Below are 16,705 nucleotides of genomic sequence, written 5' to 3' on the forward strand. Positions count from 1 at the left end.
ACAGGATCAGTTGAACGGGAGATAGTATAGGCATCAAAGATATAGCTGGGTCACTGATAGAGTCAGGAGGGAGCCATGGGCAAGGAAAAATTTGAGCGTACGAAACCGCACGTGAACGTGGGGACGATCGGCCACGTGGACCACGGGAAGACGGCGTTGACGAGCGCGATCACGAAGGTTTTGTCGAAGAAGGGGTTGTGCCAGTATGTGACGTACGACCAGGTGGCGAAGGCGAGCGAGTCGCAGGGGCGGCGTGACGAGACGAAGATTTTGACGATCGCGGTGGCGCACGTGGAGTACTCGACGGAGAAGCGGCACTACGCGCACATGGACTGTCCGGGGCACATGGACTACGTGAAGAACATGATCACGGGAGCGGCGCAGATGGACGGAGCGATACTGGTGGTATCGGCGTCGGACGGGCCGATGCCGCAGACGCGGGAGCACATACTTCTGGCGCGGCAGGTGGGGGTGCCCGCGATCGTGGTCTTTTTGAACAAGGTGGACATGGTGGACGATCCGGAGTTGCTGGATCTGGTGGAGCTTGAGATGAGGGAGCTGCTGACGAAGTACGAGTTTCCCGGGGACGAGATACCGATCATCCGCGGGAGCGCGTTGAAGGCGATGCAGACTGAGGATCCAAACAGCCCGGAGGCGAAGTGCATTTTTGATTTGATGGACGCGGTGGACAGCTACATACCGACGCCGAAGCGCGACGTGGAGCTGCCGTTCCTGATGCCGGTGGAGGATGTATTTTCGATCACGGGCCGGGGGACGGTGGGGACGGGGCGCGTGGAGCGCGGGAAGGTGAAGGTAGGGGAAGAGGTCGAGATCGTGGGGATGCGGCCGACGCGGAAGACGGTGGCGACGGGGGTGGAGATGTTCCGGAAGCTCCTGGACGAGGGCCGCGCGGGAGACAACATCGGGGTATTGCTGCGTGGGATAGAGAAGGAGGAGCTGGAGCGGGGCCAGGTACTGGCGGCGCCGGGGTCGATCACGCCGCACACGCATTTCAAGGCGGAGGTATACGTGCTGAGCAAGGAGGAGGGGGGGAGGCACACGCCGTTTTTCAACGGGTACCGGCCGCAATTTTATTTTCGGACGACGGACGTGACGGGTGTGATGAAGCTGCCGGCGGGAGTGGAGATGGTGATGCCGGGCGACAACGTGGGGGTGGAGTGCGAGCTGATCATTGCGGTGCGCGAGGGCGGGCGCACGGTGGGTGCGGGAAGGGTGTCGGAAATCGTTAAATAATGCTGCACATCGTCATGCGTCGTTCGTCCATCGTACTTCGCTGCGATATACGAAATACGAACGACGAACGACAGGGTGGAAGCCATGGTCAGAGAAATAATCACGTTGGCATGTCAGGAGTGCAAGAGGCGGAATTATATGAGCACAAAGGATAAAAAGAAGCACCCCGACCGCATCGAGCTTAAAAAATATTGCAGGTTTGAGCGAAAGCACACACTGCACAAGGAGACCAAATAACACGTGAAGCGTGAAACGTGAAGCGTCGTTCGTAAAAGAGCGCTTCACGAGATACGCTTCACGCACAGTAGGCGGGTAGCTCAACTAGGTAGAGCACCGGTCTCCAAAACCGGCGGCTGCAGGTTCGATTCCTGTCCCGCCTGCCAGACATGCAGGATGCAGTTAGGATACTATTAGTGATTGGTTTTGAAGGCTGAACTGGCAGGGTTTCCGGCGGGCAGGCCCGCCTGCCAAAGTGTTGCTCGCGTGTTGGCCCGCGCGATAGGCTCGGTCGCGGGAGCGCCGTCTGGTAGAGAGGAGATGGTGCGGGGAGTTTAGCGAAGCGCGGTGCTCATTCACGGCGTGATATTCCTCGCTCCATTGGTGGTGGCACAGAGCGAAGTGAGGTTTTTCTATGTTTGAAAAAGTCAAGACATTCCTGGTGGAAGTTGGAATAGAAATGAACAAGGTTTCCTGGCCTATTAAGAGAGGGACCAATATCAGTCCTTCCGAGCGATACAGGGAGTTGTCTGATTCTACGATCATGGTGATTGCGTCATCGATCGCGCTCGCCGCATACATCGGGGTGATGGATATCATCCTCTCCAGCCTCATGGGGCTCTTGATCGGTTGAATCTTGCCGGGGTGCCGCGGAGGTGCACTACGAACATGTGTGGACTGGGATCGAGTGGTGTGATGTCAAGTGCCCGCACCTGAGTATGTGAGGGAGTGAGCGAGGTGATGGTGAAGGAACCAGTAGTGGAAAATAAGGAAGTGCAGGAGCAGGAACGGAAGTGGTACGTGGTCCATACGCTTTCCGGGCAGGAGTACAAGGTCAAGGAAATGCTGGAGAGCAGGATCAAAAGCCACGAGATGGATCAACTCATTTTCCAGGTGCTCATACCTTCGGAGAAGGTGGCGGAGGTGAAGGGGGGCAAGAAAACGATCAGCGCCCGGAAGTTCTTCCCGGGATACCTGCTGGTCGAGATGGTGCGGACGGATGAGACGTACTACCTTGTGCGGCAGACGCCGGGGGTAATCGGTTTCATCGGATCGGGGAGCCCGATCCCGCTCCAGGAGCATGAGATCAGGGATGTCCTGGCGCAGATCGAGGTCAAGAAAGAAAAGGTTAAACCCAAGGTCCTCTTTGAGCTGGGCGAAACGGTGAAGATCACCGACGGGCCTTTTATTAATTTCAACGGCGTCATAGACGAGGTGAATCCCGACAGGGGCAAGCTGAAAGTCCTCGTAGCCATTTTTGGGAGGTTAACCCCCGTCGATCTCGAATACTGGCAAGTGGAGAAAGGGTAAAGATGCGAAACAGGATGCACGCAGATACACACAGATGACGTGATTTTGAGCTATCTGCGTTCATCTGTGTGAATCCTGTTCCTATTGGCGTTGAGGGGATGTTATGGCGAAAGAGGTGACCGCGGTCATTAAATTGCAGATTCCGGCGGGGCAGGCAAACCCCGCTCCGCCTGTTGGCCCGGCATTGGGGCAGCACGGTGTCAACATCATGGAGTTCTGCAAGGCGTTTAATGTCGCCACGAAAGACAAGGGCGGACTCGTGGTGCCGGCGGTGATTACCGTGTACAAGGACCGGTCGTTCACCTTCATCCTCAAGTCTCCGCCCGCGGCCGTTCTTTTGAAGAAGGCCGCCAACCTGGCGGTGGGCTCGGGGACGGCAGGCAAGGACAGGGTAGGGCAGGTTACCAGGAGTCAGGTGCGGGATATCGTGCGGCAAAAGAAGGATGACCTCTCCGCCGGGAGCGAGGAAGCCGCGATGAGGATCATCGAGGGGACGGCGAGGAGCATGGGCATAGAGGTTGTCGAGGGCTGAGCGAAGCGGCGGGGGAGCGTGAGGTGAAGAAGAAAAGCAAGCGATACAGACAGGGTGCGGAGAAGATCAAGGCAGGCGCACTCTACCCCCTCCAGGAGGCAATCGCGCTCCTTAAGGAGCTGCCGCCCGCGAAGTTTGATGAAACGGTGGAGCTCACGGTCAATCTGGGAATAGATTCCAAGCAGACCGATCAACTCGTCCGTGGGACGGTCGCGCTGCCCCATGGCACGGGGAAGAAGGTGAGAGTCGCCGTCTTCGCGAAGGGGGCTCAGGCGGATGAGGCGAAGGCCGCAGGTGCTGACGTGGTCGGCCATGAGGATCTGATCAAAAGGGTGAACGAGGGCTGGGCGGATTTCGACATCGCGGTCACCACGCCGGATCTGATGAGGGAACTGGGCCGGCTGGGAAAGATCCTCGGACCCCGCGGGCTCATGCCGAGCCCTAAAACCGGAACGGTGACACGGGAGGTCGGGAAGGCGGTCAAGGAACTCAAGGCCGGCAGGATCGAGTTCCGGACGGACAAGGGCGCAAATATCCATGTGCCCATCGGCAAGAGATCATTTGCCGCGACCGCGCTCGTGGATAACGCCCGGGTGGTGATCGAGGGACTGCTCAAAGCGAAATCCCCCACTGTGAAGGGAGTGTATCTCAAGAAGTGCGTGGTATCTTCGACCATGGGCGCGGGGGTGCCGGTGGACATGAAGGAATTTATAACGGTGTAAGAACATAGAAAACAAGACGCGCTTAGCTCGATCGAGATTATCAAGAAACCAGAAACTGCGGTGCACATGAGGCAGGAAAAGAAAAGTATCGTTGACGGGATAAAAAACATGCTCCAGGGGAAAACAATGCTCATCTTGACGGATTACACCGGCCTGAGCTCGAACCAGATGAACGAGCTCCGCTCCCTGATAAAAAAGAACGGATCGGAGTACATGGTCGTCAAGAACAGGCTCTTGAAGCGTGCGTTCAGCGAAGAGATGGTGAGCGCGTTGGGGATGGGGCTCGCCGGACCGACCGCACTCGCGGTGACGAGCGGGGACTGCGCCGCACTCTCAAGGGTTATCGTGAACTTCGCAAGGAAGAACGAGGCGCCGAAGGTGAAGGCCGGTTTTCTCGAAGGCGCACTGTTGACGGCGACCGAGATCGGGGTGATCGCAGCCCTGCCGCCGCGCGATGTGCTGATCGCGATGTTTATCGGCGGGATGCAGAGTCCGCTCTCCGCATTTATCCGTGATCTGGCCGAGCTGACGAGGCGGTTTGTTTCCGTTGTGGATCAGGTGGCCAGGAAGGGCGGCAATATAGTAAGTAGCGAAACAGGCTAAAAGGAGGCACCAATGACAGAGGAAACCAAGAAGGCCGAGAAGAAGGAAGCCGAGCCGAAGAAGCACGAGAAAAAGGGGGAGGGGATGGCCGCGGAACTTTCAGCGGACCTGAAGAGCATTCTCAAGAAGATTGCCGAGCTGAGTCCCGCGGACAAAAAGGTGCTCGGGCTGGAGATCGTCAAGAACCTTACGGTGCTTGAGCTTTGCGAGTGGGTAAAGTCCATGGAGCAGGAGTTTGGCGTGTCGGCGGCAGCCCCGGTAGCCGCCGTCAGTGCCGCCGCCCCCGCCGCCGGTGAGCAGAAGGAGGAGAAGAGCACGTTCAGCGTGATCCTCACCGGAATTGGCGAAAAGAAAATCCAGGTGATCAAAGAGGTCCGCGCGCTCACGAGTCTTGGCCTCAAGGAAGCGAAAGATCTGGTCGAGGGGGCGCCGAAGCCAATCAAGGAGAATGTCTCAAAGGAAGAAGCTGAAGAGATCAGGAAGAAGATGGTGGCCGCAGGCGCCACGGTAGAAATAAAGTAAAAAGGCAAAAGGAAAAAGGCAAAAGTACAAGGCAAAAGGCAAAACGAGAAAGTTTATGGAAGGGGTAGTTGCGCACTTCTTATTTTTGACTTTTGCATTTTGACTTTTGAATTTCTTAGGTGAGGTGCACATGTCATCAAGGGCGAAGGTGGTTGATTATTCCAGGGTGAAAGAAATCGTTGCCATGCCCAATCTGGTCGAGGTGCAGACGCAGTCCTACCAGGATTTTCTCCAGGCTGGCGCGCTCCCGGCCAAGAGAAAGCTCAAGGGGCTCCAGGAGGTCTTCAAGGAAGTCTTTCCGATCAAGAGCTACGATGAAACCTGCTCCCTGGAATTTGTGAGCTACTCGCTCGGTGTTCCGAAATACGATATCATGGAATGCCACAGGAGGGGGCTCACCTATTCGGCGCCTCTCCGCGTGACGCTCCGCCTCCGCGAGAACGGCAACATCAAGGAAGAAACGGTATATTTCGGGAGCATCCCCCTCATGACGGAGCAGGGGACCTTCGTGATCAACGGCGCGGAGCGCGTGATCGTGAGCCAGCTCCACCGCTCGCCGGGAATCTGCTTCGAGCGGACCCCCCACCCGCGTGGCATCCCGAGTTACTGGTTCAGAGTTATCCCCTACCGCGGCTCCTGGCTCGAGGGGGAATTGGACAACAGCGACATCATCTACCTCTACATCGACAGGCGGAGGCGCAGGCGGAAGATACTCGCCACGACGTTATTGCGGGCGACCGGCTATTCCACCGATGAGCAGATACTGGAAGCGCTGCTCGGGAGGGAAGAGATCTCACTCGGGACCGCAGAGAGCAAGGATCCCGTCGACCGGACCGCGATCAAATCAGTCGCTCACCCCGCAACGGGAGAGGCGCTGGTCAATCCCGGCGAGAAACTCACCAAGCAGAAGCTCCAGCTCCTCCGGCAGGCGGGCGTCAAGTCCCTCGTCGTGGCTGCCTCTGACAAGGGGGAGGCGGGCGTGCTGAAGATGCTCCAGCGCGACCCGACAGATTCGCAGGATGAGGCACTCAAGGAAATTTACAAACGGATGCGCCCCGGGGATCCGGCGAATATTTCGAGCGCCCGCACCATGCTCAAGCGGATCTTCTTCGATTCGCGGCACTACGATCTGGGGCGCGTGGGGAGGTTCAAACTCAACAAAAAATTGGGGCTGGAGATCAATGAGCGCACGCTCAAGGTCGGGACGCTCCGGAAGGAAGATATGGTTGAGGCGTGCCGCTATCTCGTCAACCTGCGGCATGGAGAGGGCGGCAGCCTCGATGACATTGACCATCTCGGGAACCGCCGCGCACGCTCGGTGGGGGAACTGCTGCAGAACCAGTGCCGCATTGGACTCGCGCGCATGGAGCGGCTCACCAAGGAGCGCATGAACCTGTACGACATGAGCGCCGAGACGGTGACCCCCCATCGACTGATCAACCCCAAGGCGTTCACGAGCGTGATCAGGGATTTCTTCGGGCGGAGCCAGCTCTCGCAGTTCATGGATCAAACCAATCCGCTGGCCGAGCTCACGCATAAGCGGAGGCTCTCAGCGCTCGGTCCCGGCGGCTTGAGCCGCGAGCGCGCGGGGTTCGAGGTCCGCGATGTGCACCCGAGTCACTACGGCCGCATCTGCCCCGTAGAGACGCCGGAAGGCCCCAATATCGGTTTGATCTCCTCCCTGAGCACCTACGCCCGCGTGAACGAGTACGGTTTCCTGGAGACACCGTATCGCAAGGTGGTCAACGGGAAGGCGACCGACGAGGTGGTGTGTCTCACCGCGGATGAGGAGGAGCAGTACATTATCGCCCAGGCGAATGCACAGATGGACGAGAAGGGCCGCCTCCTGGAGGCAAAGGTTTCGGCCCGCTACAAGGGCGACTTCATCTACGTGCCTCCGGGCGAGATTCACTTCATCGATGTGTCCCCGAAGCAGCTCGTGAGCGTGGCGGCGGGGCTCATTCCCTTCCTCGAGCACAACGACGCGAACAGGGCGTTGATGGGATCGAACATGCAGCGGCAGGCGGTCCCCCTGCTCATGCCCGAGGCCCCCATTATCATGACCGGCCTTGAGTCTCAGGTCGCGAGGGACGTCGGTGTGATGACGCTCGCTCAGGCCCCCGGCGAGGTGGAGTACGTGGACAGCGATAAGATCGTGGTGGGTGGGGGGACGTATCGCCTCATCAAATATTTCCGCTCGAACGCGGGCACCTGCATCAATCAGCGGCCGATCGTCAAGGCGGGAGACCGCGTGAAGAAGGGCGACGTCCTCGCTGATGGCCCCGCGACAAAGGAGGGCAACCTGGCCCTCGGGCGCAACGTGCTCGTCGCGTTCATGCCGTGGGGGGGATATAACTTCGAGGACGCCATCCTCATCAGCGAGGAGGTCGTTAAGAACGACATCTACACGTCAATCCATATAGAGGAGTTCGAAATCGGCGCCAGGGATACGAAGCTGGGACGTGAAGAAATCACCCGTGATATCCCCAACGTCGGCGAAGATGCGCTCAAGAACCTCGGCGAGGACGGAATCGTCCGCCTGGGGGCGGAGGTGAAGGCGGGTGACATACTCGTGGGGAAGATCACGCCGAAGAGCGAGACCGAGCTATCTCCCGAGGAACGCCTCCTGCGTGCGATCTTCGGAGAGAAGGCCGCGGATGTGCGCGATGCCTCGCTCACGGTGCCGTCCGGCACGGAGGGTATCGTGATGGACGTGAAGGTGTTTTCCAGGAAAGACGCGGCGCAGACCGACGAGGAGCGCCTGGAGGAGAAGCGGAAGGTGAAGCTGATCGCCGAGGAATTTAAAAAGCGCATCGCGAAAATCAAGAGCGAGCAAGAACAGCGGCTGACCGAGCTCCTCATGGGGAGAATCATGGAGACGGAGGTCATCAATCTACAGACCGGGGAGGTGATCATCCCCCCGGGGAAGAAGATCAGCAAGGCGCAGATCCAGCAGATCCAGGAAGTTGATTTCAACGATATCGAGACCGAGGACGAGCGGCTCGGGCTCGACATAAAGAGGATCCTCATGGAATTCGGCCACGCGATCGAAGAGGCCGAGATGGCGGAGAACCGCGCGATCGAAAAGTTCAAGCGAGGAGATGAGCTCGACCCCGGGTTGATCAAACAGGTGAAGGTGTATGTGGCGAGCAAGCGCACGCTCCAGGTTGGAGACAAAATGGCCGGCCGGCATGGGAACAAGGGAGTCATCGCCAAGATCCTTCCGGAAGAGGACATGCCGTTCCTGGCGGACGGCACGCCGGTGGGCATGGTGCTCAACCCGCTCGGGGTCCCCTCGAGGATGAACGTCGGCCAGCTTCTCGAAACGCACCTTGGCTGGGCCGCGAAGGTGCTGGGGCTCACCATTGTCACCCCCGTGTTTAACGGGATCAGAGAGGGACAGATCAAGGAGCTCATGAAACAGGCCGCCCTCCCCGCCAGCGGCAAGGCAGTCCTCTGCGACGGCCGCACGGGAGATCGGTTTGAGCAGGAGGTGACCGTGGGGTACCTCTACATGCTGAAGCTCTCACACCTCGTGGCGGATAAGATTCACGCGAGGGCGACTGGTCCCTACTCGCTCGTGACGCAGCAGCCGCTCGGCGGGAAAGCGCAGTTCGGCGGACAGCGCTTCGGGGAGATGGAGGTCTGGGCGCTGGAGGCCTATGGGGCCGCGTACGCGCTCCAGGAACTCCTCACGGTGAAAAGCGATGACGTGGTCGGGAGGACCAAGATATACGAATCCATCGTCAAGGGGCAGAACACGCTCGAGGCGGGCACGCCCGAGTCGTTCAATGTGCTCATCAAGGAGATGCAGAGTTTGTGCCTGGATGTGAGGACGGAGAGAGGATAGCAGCAGGAAGGCAAAAGTAAAAAGGGAAAAGGAAAAACCACAGGTAAAAACTCAAAAGTGCTTTGGCTTTTGAATTTTGGTTTTACCTTTTTCGTTTTGACTTTTTACTTATTTAAGGTAGGGGGCTTCATTTTGACAGACCAAAAGGTTGCAAAGGCATTCCTGGGATTAGAGGGGGGCGAGCGCGCCTTCGATAAGGTGACCATCAAGATTGCTTCTCCGGAGGTCATACGCTCATGGTCAAAGGGCGAGGTGAAGAACCCTGAGACGATTAACTACCGCACCTTCAAACCGGAGAAGGGTGGCCTCTTCTGCGAGAGAATATTCGGCCCGACCCGTGACTGGGAGTGCAGCTGCGGTAAGTACAAGCGGATCAAGCACAAGGGAGTGGTGTGCGACCGCTGCGGCGTGGAGGTCACGCAGTCGAAGGTGAGACGGGAGCGGATGGGGCACATCGAGCTCGCCGTGCCCGTGTCGCATATCTGGTTTTTTAAAACACAGCCGAGCCGCATCGGCAACATACTGGATCTGTCAACATCAGAGCTCGAGCGGGTCTTCTACTATGAAGATTACGTCGTGATCAACCCCGGGGACACGCCGCTCTCCAAGAAGCAGCTTGTGAGCGAGGATGAATACCATAAGTACGTGAAGGAGTATGGTAAGCGATTCAAGGCGGGGATGGGCGCAGAGGCGATCCGCGAGCTCCTGAAGATCGAAGATCTCGATGCCCTCTCGGCGGATCTCCACAGGAGAATGGGAAAGACGAGTTCGAAGCAGACCAAGAAGAAACTCAGCAAGAGGCTGCAGATTGTCGAGGGGATGAAGCGGTCGGGCAACAGGCCCGAGTGGATGGTCCTGGGTGTCATCCCGGTAATCCCGCCTGACCTGAGGCCCCTCGTCCCGCTCGAGGGCGGACGGTTTGCCACCTCTGACCTGAATGACCTCTACCGCAGGGTGATCAACCGCAACAACAGGCTCAAGGCCATCCTTGAGCTCAAAACCCCAGAGGTGATCATACGCAATGAGAAGAGGATGCTCCAGGAGGCAGTTGATGCCCTCCTCGATAACGGGCGACACGGCCGCCCCATTGTGGGTGCGGGCAACCGGCCGCTCAAATCCCTGAGTGATATGCTCAAGGGGAAGCAGGGGCGCTTCAGACAGAATCTGCTCGGGAAACGCGTGGACTATTCGGGGCGCTCGGTCATTGTGGTCGGTCCCGAGCTCAAGCTGCACCAGTGCGGTTTGCCCAAGAAGATGGCGCTGGAGCTCTTCGAGCCGTTCATCATCCGTGAGCTCAAAAACAGGGGGAGCGTGCACACGATACGCAGCGCGAAAAAAATGATCGAGAACGAGGCCCCCGAGGTGTGGGATATCCTCGAACAGGTCACCAAGGGGCACCCGGTCATGCTCAACCGTGCCCCCACGCTCCACCGCCTGGGCATCCAGGCGTTTGAGCCCGTGCTCATCGAGGGGAAGGCGATACGCATCCATCCGCTCGTCTGCTCTGCGTTCAACGCTGATTTCGATGGGGACCAGATGGCGGTCCATATACCGCTCTCGGTCGAGGCCCAGCTCGAGGCGAAACTGCTCATGCTCGCTCCGCACAACATATTCTCCCCCTCGAGCGGCAAGCCGATCGACACCCCCACGCAGGATATCGCCCTCGGCTGCTACTATGTGACGCGGGAGGTATTCACCGAGTCAAAGCCGCGGATTACCTTCTCTGACGGGGACGAGGTGATGCTCGCCTACGACTCCGGTGTGATCATGCTCCATGAGAAGGCGCGCGTCCGCATCGACGGGAGGCTGATCGAGACCACCGCGGGGCGGGTGATGTTTAATCGGCTGCTGCCGCCGGAGATCGGCTTCATCAATGAGGAGCTCAACAAGAAGAAGCTCTCAGGGGTCGTCCTGGACTGCTATCGCGCAGTGGGCAAGGCCAGGACCGTGGAGATACTGGACAGGATGAAGGATATGGGCTTCAGGGAGGCCACGCGCGCCGGGATCTCCATCGCGAGCGATGATATGCTGATCCCGCCCGAGAAGGGGAAGTTCCTGGATGAGGCCAACCGGCAGATTCAGGAGGTCGAGCGGCAGTACCGGAGCGGCAGCATTACCGATGGGGAACGCTACAACAAGATTGTTGACATCTGGACCCACACCACCGACAACATCTCCGAGGCCATGTACAGGGGCCTCGCGAGCTCAGTGGGCGCGAAGGGGATGAATCCCATCTTTATGATGGTTGACTCCGGAGCCCGCGGCAGCAAGCAGCAGATCAGGCAGCTCGCGGGGATGCGCGGGCTGATGGCAAAGCCATCTGGCGAAATCATTGAATCCCCGATCACCTCTAATTTCCGTGAGGGACTGAGCGTGCTGGAGTATTTCATTTCAACGCACGGCGCGCGCAAGGGGCTCGCCGATACCGCGCTGAAGACAGCCGACTCGGGGTATCTCACGAGGCGCCTCGTCGATGTCGCCCAGGATGTCATCGTGACCGAGGATGACTGCGGCACGCTCAACGGCATCACCATCAAGGAGATTCACGAGGGGGAGGATGTGGTGGTCTCCCTCAAGGAGCGCATCGTTGGCCGCACCAGCCTCGAGGACATTGTGGAACCAGTCTCCAGAGAGGTGCTCATCAGGGCCAACGAAGAGGTCAGCGAAGCCCTCGCGGACCGTATCGATGCGATGGGGGTCGAACAGATCAAGATACGCTCGGTCCTCACCTGCGAGTCGAAGTCGGGCGTGTGCAGAAAGTGCTACGGGTACGACCTGGCCAACGGCCGCGAGGTCGAGTTGGGGACGGCGGTCGGTATTATCGCCGCGCAATCGATCGGGGAGCCGGGGACGCAGCTCACGATGAGGACCTTCCACATCGGCGGTACGGCGAGCCAGATCTTCAAACAGCCCCAGATCGCCGCCAAGGCCGACGGCATACTCAAGTCCCACAACCTGAAGGTCGTGCTCAGCAAGGAGCAGACCCGCATCGTGGTCAACAAAAACGGGACGATCAGGATCCACGAGATCATCCAGGACAGCCAGGGGAACATCCGCGAGGGACGCGAGCTCGAGAGCTACACTGTTCCCGTGGGGGCGGTACTCGGCAGGGGGGACGGCGAGAAGGTTCGGAAGGGCGAGGTTTTTATCAGATGGGATCCCTACAATACGCCGATTCTCACGGAGAAGGACGGCCTGGTCGAATTTATTGATATTCAGGAAGGGGTAACCATGAGGAAGGAGGCCGATGAATCAACCGGGCTCATCGGCCGCGTCATCATCGAGCACAAGGAGAACCTCCACCCGCAGATTGTGATCACGAGCAAGGACCGGAAGGAAGTGCTGGGATATTACACCATCCCTCCAGGGGCTCATATCATGGTCGATGAGGGCGACTTTGTCACCCAGGGCAGCCTGATCGCGAAGAGCCCGCGGAAAATCAGCAAGACAAAAGACATCACCGGTGGCTTGCCCCGTGTCGCTGAGCTTTTTGAGGCGAGGCGTCCGAAGGATGCCGCGGAGATCGCGAAGATCGATGGGATCGTCGAGTTCAGGGGGACGTTCAAGGGCCGCCGCCGCCTCGTGGTCAGGAATGAAATCACCGGCGTCGAGGAGGAACACCTCATTCCCTTCGGGAAACACCTCGTGGTGTACAAGGGAGACCAGGTGGCAAAAGGCCAGCAGCTCACCGAGGGCCCGATCGTGCCCCAGGAGCTCCTCCAGGTCTGTGGCCCGAAGGAACTCCAGGAGTATCTGGTCAATCAGGTTCAGGAGGTCTATCGTCTCCAGGGCGTTGAGATCAACGACAAGCATATCGAGGTCATCATCAGGCAGATGCTGAGGAAGGTGCGTATTGTAGACCCCGGCGACAGCGAGTTCCTCTTTGGCGAGCACATGGATAAGCACATCTTCGAAAGGGAGAATGAGCGCTTACTCAAAAAGGACAAGAAACCGGCGGAGGCCTCACCGCTCCTCTTGGGCATTACGAAGGCTTCGCTGGGGACCGAGAGCTTTATCTCCGCCGCGTCGTTCCAGGAGACCACCCGTGTGCTCACGCACGCGGCCGCCACGGGCAGGACGGATGTGCTCCACGGGTTCAAGGAAAACGTGATCATGGGGCATCTGATACCGGCGGGCACTGCGTTCAAGACGTATCGGCAGATCGATGTGATCCCTCTCGTTGAGGCCAAGACGGCGGATCGGATTCTCGGGGGCGCGGTTCCCGAACAAGCTCCCGCGGAGAAGGCTGCGGCCACAGAAGCGCGTCCCGCTGCGACCGGGCAGAAGAAGAAGGCGCCAAAGGAAAAAAAGAAGAGCGCGAAGAAGAAAAAGGGAAAGTGAATCCGCGAAGGGGTGAAAGCGAGGTAGTGGAACCATGCCGACGATCAATCAGCTTGTGAGGAAAGGGAGACAGAGGCAGAGGAGGAGAACGAAATCCCCCGCCCTCATGCAGTGCCCACAGAAAAGGGGGGTCTGCCTCCTGGTGAAGACACAGACGCCCAAGAAGCCCAATTCGGCGCTCCGCAAGGTCGCGCGGGTGCGGCTGATGAATGGCATGGAGGTCACGGCGTATATACCCGGCGAGGGGCACAACCTCCAGGAACACTCGATTGTCATGCTCCGCGGCGGAAGGGTGAAAGATCTCCCCGGTGTCCGCTACCATATTATACGTGGAACCCTCGATGCGGGTGGTGTTGAGGGCCGGAAGCGGAGCCGTTCGAAATACGGGGCCAAAACACCGAAGTAAGAGGTAGTTAGTAGCTAGTAACTAGTAGTTAGGAGATGGGCGTCAGGCAGCCCTAACTACCAACTACTAACTACCAGCTACTGGGAAAAGGAGAGCGATGTCACGACGACGCAGGGCGATAAAAAGGCGGGTCTCGGTTGATGTGAGATTCAAGAGCCCGCTGGTCGCGCGATTTATCACGAGCCTGATGAGGGACGGGAAGAAGAGCCTCGCGGAAAACATCTTTTATTCAACCCTGGGCCTAATCGAGCAGCGGGTTCAAGATCTCCCCCCGCTCAAGGTTGTCGAGAAGGCGGTAGAGAGGGTCAAGCCCTTCCTCGAGGTCAAGTCGCGAAGGGTGGGGGGCGCGACCTACCAGATCCCCATAGAAGTCAGACCTGACAGGCAGGTGGCGCTTGCCCTGCGATGGATCATTACCTTCGCGCGCGGCCGCAAGGGAAAACCGATGCAGGAACGGCTCGCCGCCGAGCTGCTGGATGCATATAAGGGGGAGGGCGCCTCGGTCAAAAAGCGTGAGGATACGCACAAAATGGCTGAGGCGAATAAGGCATTTGCGCACTACAGATGGTAGGCGGGAAGGTAGGGATGCGTTCCAGCACAGTTTCAGATAGACCCCGCGGCGCACAGGGAGCGGACCAGGACGGCACTATGTCATCAGCGTTAGAGAAAATAAGGAATATAGGCATCATGGCACATATAGATGCCGGCAAGACTACCGTCACGGAGAGGATCCTCTTCTATACGGGGAAGACGTACAGACTGGGCGAGGTGGACGACGGGACTGCGACCATGGACTGGATGGTCCAGGAGCAGGAGAGGGGGATCACCATCACTTCTGCCGCGACCACCTGTGCCTGGGAGGACCACCATGTAAATATTATCGATACCCCCGGCCACGTGGATTTCACAGTGGAGGTGGAGCGCAGTCTCAGGGTGCTCGACGGCGTGATCGCGGTATTTTGCGGTGTTGAGGGGGTGGAGCCCCAGTCGGAGACAGTCTGGAGACAGGCAAACCGCTATCATATCCCCAGGCTCGCGTTCGTGAACAAGATGGACCGCGTGGGCGCGCACTTCGATTTTGCGGTGGAGAGGATGCGCGAACGGCTCGCTGCCAACGCCGTGCCGATCCAGATCCCCCTGGGGGTGGAGGCGGAGTTCAGTGGCGTGGTGGATCTCATCACGATGAAGGCGATCGTATATGACGAGGAGAGCCTGGGCGCCCGGTTCCGCGAGGGGGATATCCCGGGTGCCGTGCGTGATCGCGCGGCGCAGAGCCGCGAGAAGCTCCTCGAGGCGATCGCGAGTGAGGACGAGAAGTTTTTCGAGCTGTTCGTCGCGCACCGTGGTTTTTCAGAGTATGATATCAAGGCGGCCCTGAGGAGGCTCGTGATCGCGAACCGGATCGTGCCGGTGCTCTGCGGCTCGGCGCTCAGGAACAAGGGGATACAGCACCTCCTGAACGCAGTGGTCGACTACCTCCCCTCGCCGCTCGATGTGCGGCCGGTGACGGGAGCAACTCCGAAGACGGGTGAGGTTATCGAGCGCACGGCCGATCCGAAGCAGCCGCTCGCGGCGCTCGCCTTCAAGGTGATGTCGGACAGCTTTGTGGGGAAGCTTGTCTATCTGAGGGTCTATTCCGGGATACTGAAGAAGGGCGCGCAGGCGTACAACTCCGTGACGATGAAGAGAGAAAGGGTGGGGCGGCTCCTTGTGATGCACGCCAACCACAGGGAAGAGGTGGAGCAGGCATTGGCGGGAGACATCGTCGCAGTGGTGGGACTCTCAAAAACGGTCACCGGCCACACGATCTGCGACGAGCGCCACCCGATTGTGCTCGAATCCATGCAGTTTCCGGAGCCGGTGATTTCGATGGCAATCGAACCGCGCACCAAGGCTGACAGGGAAAAACTCACGATGTCCCTGCGGCGACTCGCGGAGGAAGATCCCACGTTCAAGATGAAGACGAACGAGGAGACCGCTCAGTTGATCATATCCGGCATGGGTGAGCTGCACCTCGATATCATAAAGGACAGGCTGCTGAGAGAGTTCAAGGTCTCCGCGAGGGTGGGCGCGCCCGAGGTGGCGTACCGTGAAACGATCACCATCCCCTCCAGCGGAGAGGGAAAGTTCATCCGTCAGTCGGGGGGGAGAGGGCAGTACGGGCACGTCATCATCGAGATTGCTCCCGGCGAGAAGGGAAGCGGAATTGTTGTGGAGAACGAGATCACAGGCGGGGCGATCCCGCGGGAGTACGTGCGGGCGGCCACCGCGGGGATCAGGGATGCGTGCTACACCGGCCCTCTGGGCGGTTACTCCATGGTGGACATGAAGATTGTCATCAAGGACGGCTCCTACCACGAGGTGGACTCATCGGACATGGCGTTCCAGATCGCGGGCTCGCTGTCGCTCAAGGACGCGGTACGCAGGGGGAAGCCGGTGTTGCTGGAGCCGATCATGGACGTGGAGATCACCACGCCGTCAGAATATCTCGGCGATGTCATCAGCGACGTGAACGCCCGGCGGGGAAAGGTGAGGGAAATGGAGTCCCGGGTGGGCACGAACATCGTCCGCGCCTCCGTACCGCTGGCGGAGCTGTTCGGCTACGCGACCGCCATCAGGTCGCTGACGAGTGGTCGCGCGTCGTATTCGATGGAGCCGCGCTGTTTCGAGAAGATTCCGAAGCACAGGGAGGAGCAATTGCTGAACTGTGTGCCAAAATAGCTGTTTAAATAGTTCAAGTCGTTCAAGTCGCGAGACGTCTTGCGATTTCAACGACTTAAACGATTTAAGCGATTTAAGCGATTTAAACAGGATCAGTTGAACGGGAGATAGTATAGGCATCAAAGATATAGCTGGGTCACTGATAGAGTCAGGAGGGAGCCATGGGCAAGGAAAAATTTGAGCGTACGAAACCGCACGTGAACGTGGGGACGATCGGCCACGTGGAC

General features: G+C 58.8%; 14 protein-coding genes and 1 tRNA gene. All 15 read left to right on the forward strand.

Annotated features, from left to right (window positions below; translation table 11 throughout):
• The first annotated feature begins 75 nt into the window (after window positions 1-75).
• Window positions 76-1,254, forward strand: a complete 1,179-nt coding sequence (tuf, locus tag NTX71_00030; protein ID MCX6338293.1) for an elongation factor Tu — start codon at window positions 76-78, stop codon at window positions 1,252-1,254.
• Between the two features lie 84 nt (window positions 1,255-1,338).
• Window positions 1,339-1,491: a 50S ribosomal protein L33 gene (rpmG, locus tag NTX71_00035; protein ID MCX6338294.1), complete on the forward strand. Its 153-nt coding sequence runs from the start codon at window positions 1,339-1,341 to the stop codon at window positions 1,489-1,491.
• A 69-nt stretch (window positions 1,492-1,560) separates the two neighbouring features.
• Window positions 1,561-1,637, forward strand: a tRNA-Trp gene (locus tag NTX71_00040).
• Window positions 1,638-1,885: 248 nt separating this feature from the next.
• Window positions 1,886-2,104, forward strand: a complete 219-nt coding sequence (locus NTX71_00045; protein MCX6338295.1) for a preprotein translocase subunit SecE — start codon at window positions 1,886-1,888, stop codon at window positions 2,102-2,104.
• Between the two features lie 107 nt (window positions 2,105-2,211).
• Entirely contained in the window at window positions 2,212-2,781 is a 570-nt protein-coding gene (gene nusG, locus NTX71_00050) for a transcription termination/antitermination protein NusG (protein ID MCX6338296.1), read from the forward strand.
• 103 nt (window positions 2,782-2,884) lie between these two features.
• Window positions 2,885-3,313 (forward strand): 50S ribosomal protein L11, encoded by a 429-nt coding sequence (rplK, locus tag NTX71_00055; GenBank protein ID MCX6338297.1) that lies wholly within the window; start codon window positions 2,885-2,887, stop codon window positions 3,311-3,313.
• 23 nt (window positions 3,314-3,336) lie between these two features.
• A complete protein-coding gene (rplA, locus tag NTX71_00060; GenBank protein ID MCX6338298.1) occupies window positions 3,337-4,035 on the forward strand; it encodes a 50S ribosomal protein L1 in 699 nt (232 codons plus the stop codon).
• 66 nt (window positions 4,036-4,101) lie between these two features.
• Complete coding sequence (rplJ, locus tag NTX71_00065) at window positions 4,102-4,638, forward strand: 50S ribosomal protein L10 (protein MCX6338299.1); 537 nt, start codon at window positions 4,102-4,104, stop codon at window positions 4,636-4,638.
• A gap of 159 nt (window positions 4,639-4,797) precedes the next feature.
• On the forward strand, window positions 4,798-5,160 hold the full coding sequence (gene rplL / locus NTX71_00070) for a 50S ribosomal protein L7/L12 (GenBank protein MCX6338300.1): 363 nt from the start codon (window positions 4,798-4,800) through the stop codon (window positions 5,158-5,160).
• A 130-nt stretch (window positions 5,161-5,290) separates the two neighbouring features.
• Window positions 5,291-9,010, forward strand: coding sequence for a DNA-directed RNA polymerase subunit beta (gene rpoB / locus NTX71_00075; GenBank protein MCX6338301.1), 3,720 nt, complete (start codon window positions 5,291-5,293; stop codon window positions 9,008-9,010).
• A gap of 132 nt (window positions 9,011-9,142) precedes the next feature.
• Window positions 9,143-13,351 carry a DNA-directed RNA polymerase subunit beta' gene (gene rpoC, locus NTX71_00080; protein ID MCX6338302.1) on the forward strand — a complete coding sequence of 1,403 codons (4,209 nt, stop codon included), beginning with the start codon at window positions 9,143-9,145 and terminating at the stop codon, window positions 13,349-13,351.
• Between the two features lie 34 nt (window positions 13,352-13,385).
• The gene (rpsL, locus tag NTX71_00085) at window positions 13,386-13,757 is read left to right on the forward strand and encodes a 30S ribosomal protein S12 (protein MCX6338303.1); all 372 of its coding nucleotides are present in this window, start codon (window positions 13,386-13,388) and stop codon (window positions 13,755-13,757) included.
• 97 nt (window positions 13,758-13,854) lie between these two features.
• Entirely contained in the window at window positions 13,855-14,328 is a 474-nt protein-coding gene (gene rpsG / locus NTX71_00090; protein MCX6338304.1) for a 30S ribosomal protein S7, read from the forward strand.
• Between the two features lie 77 nt (window positions 14,329-14,405).
• Complete coding sequence (gene fusA, locus NTX71_00095; protein ID MCX6338305.1) at window positions 14,406-16,478, forward strand: elongation factor G; 2,073 nt, start codon at window positions 14,406-14,408, stop codon at window positions 16,476-16,478.
• Between the two features lie 161 nt (window positions 16,479-16,639).
• Window positions 16,640-16,705 (forward strand): elongation factor Tu (locus tag NTX71_00100; protein ID MCX6338306.1); only part of this gene is annotated, 66 nt, incomplete at its 3' end.

The sequence above is a fragment of the Candidatus Auribacterota bacterium genome (assembly GCA_026392035.1).
In the GTDB taxonomy this organism is placed as follows: domain Bacteria; phylum Auribacterota; class Tritonobacteria; order UBA1439; family UBA1439; genus JAPLCX01.

Excerpts from the sequence above, each read along its gene's own strand:
- rpmG (MCX6338294.1), top strand. The coding sequence starts at position 1,339 with ATGGTCAGAGAAATAATCACGTTGGCATGTCAGGAGTGCAAGAGGCGG.
- fusA (MCX6338305.1), top strand. The coding sequence starts at position 14,406 with ATGTCATCAGCGTTAGAGAAAATAAGGAATATAGGCATCATGGCACAT.
- rpsL (MCX6338303.1), top strand. The coding sequence starts at position 13,386 with ATGCCGACGATCAATCAGCTTGTGAGGAAAGGGAGACAGAGGCAGAGG.
- tuf (MCX6338293.1), top strand. The coding sequence starts at position 76 with ATGGGCAAGGAAAAATTTGAGCGTACGAAACCGCACGTGAACGTGGGG.
- NTX71_00045 (MCX6338295.1), top strand. The coding sequence starts at position 1,886 with ATGTTTGAAAAAGTCAAGACATTCCTGGTGGAAGTTGGAATAGAAATG.
- nusG (MCX6338296.1), top strand. The coding sequence starts at position 2,212 with ATGGTGAAGGAACCAGTAGTGGAAAATAAGGAAGTGCAGGAGCAGGAA.
- rpoB (MCX6338301.1), top strand. The coding sequence starts at position 5,291 with ATGTCATCAAGGGCGAAGGTGGTTGATTATTCCAGGGTGAAAGAAATC.
- rplK (MCX6338297.1), top strand. The coding sequence starts at position 2,885 with ATGGCGAAAGAGGTGACCGCGGTCATTAAATTGCAGATTCCGGCGGGG.
- rplJ (MCX6338299.1), top strand. The coding sequence starts at position 4,102 with ATGAGGCAGGAAAAGAAAAGTATCGTTGACGGGATAAAAAACATGCTC.
- rpsG (MCX6338304.1), top strand. The coding sequence starts at position 13,855 with ATGTCACGACGACGCAGGGCGATAAAAAGGCGGGTCTCGGTTGATGTG.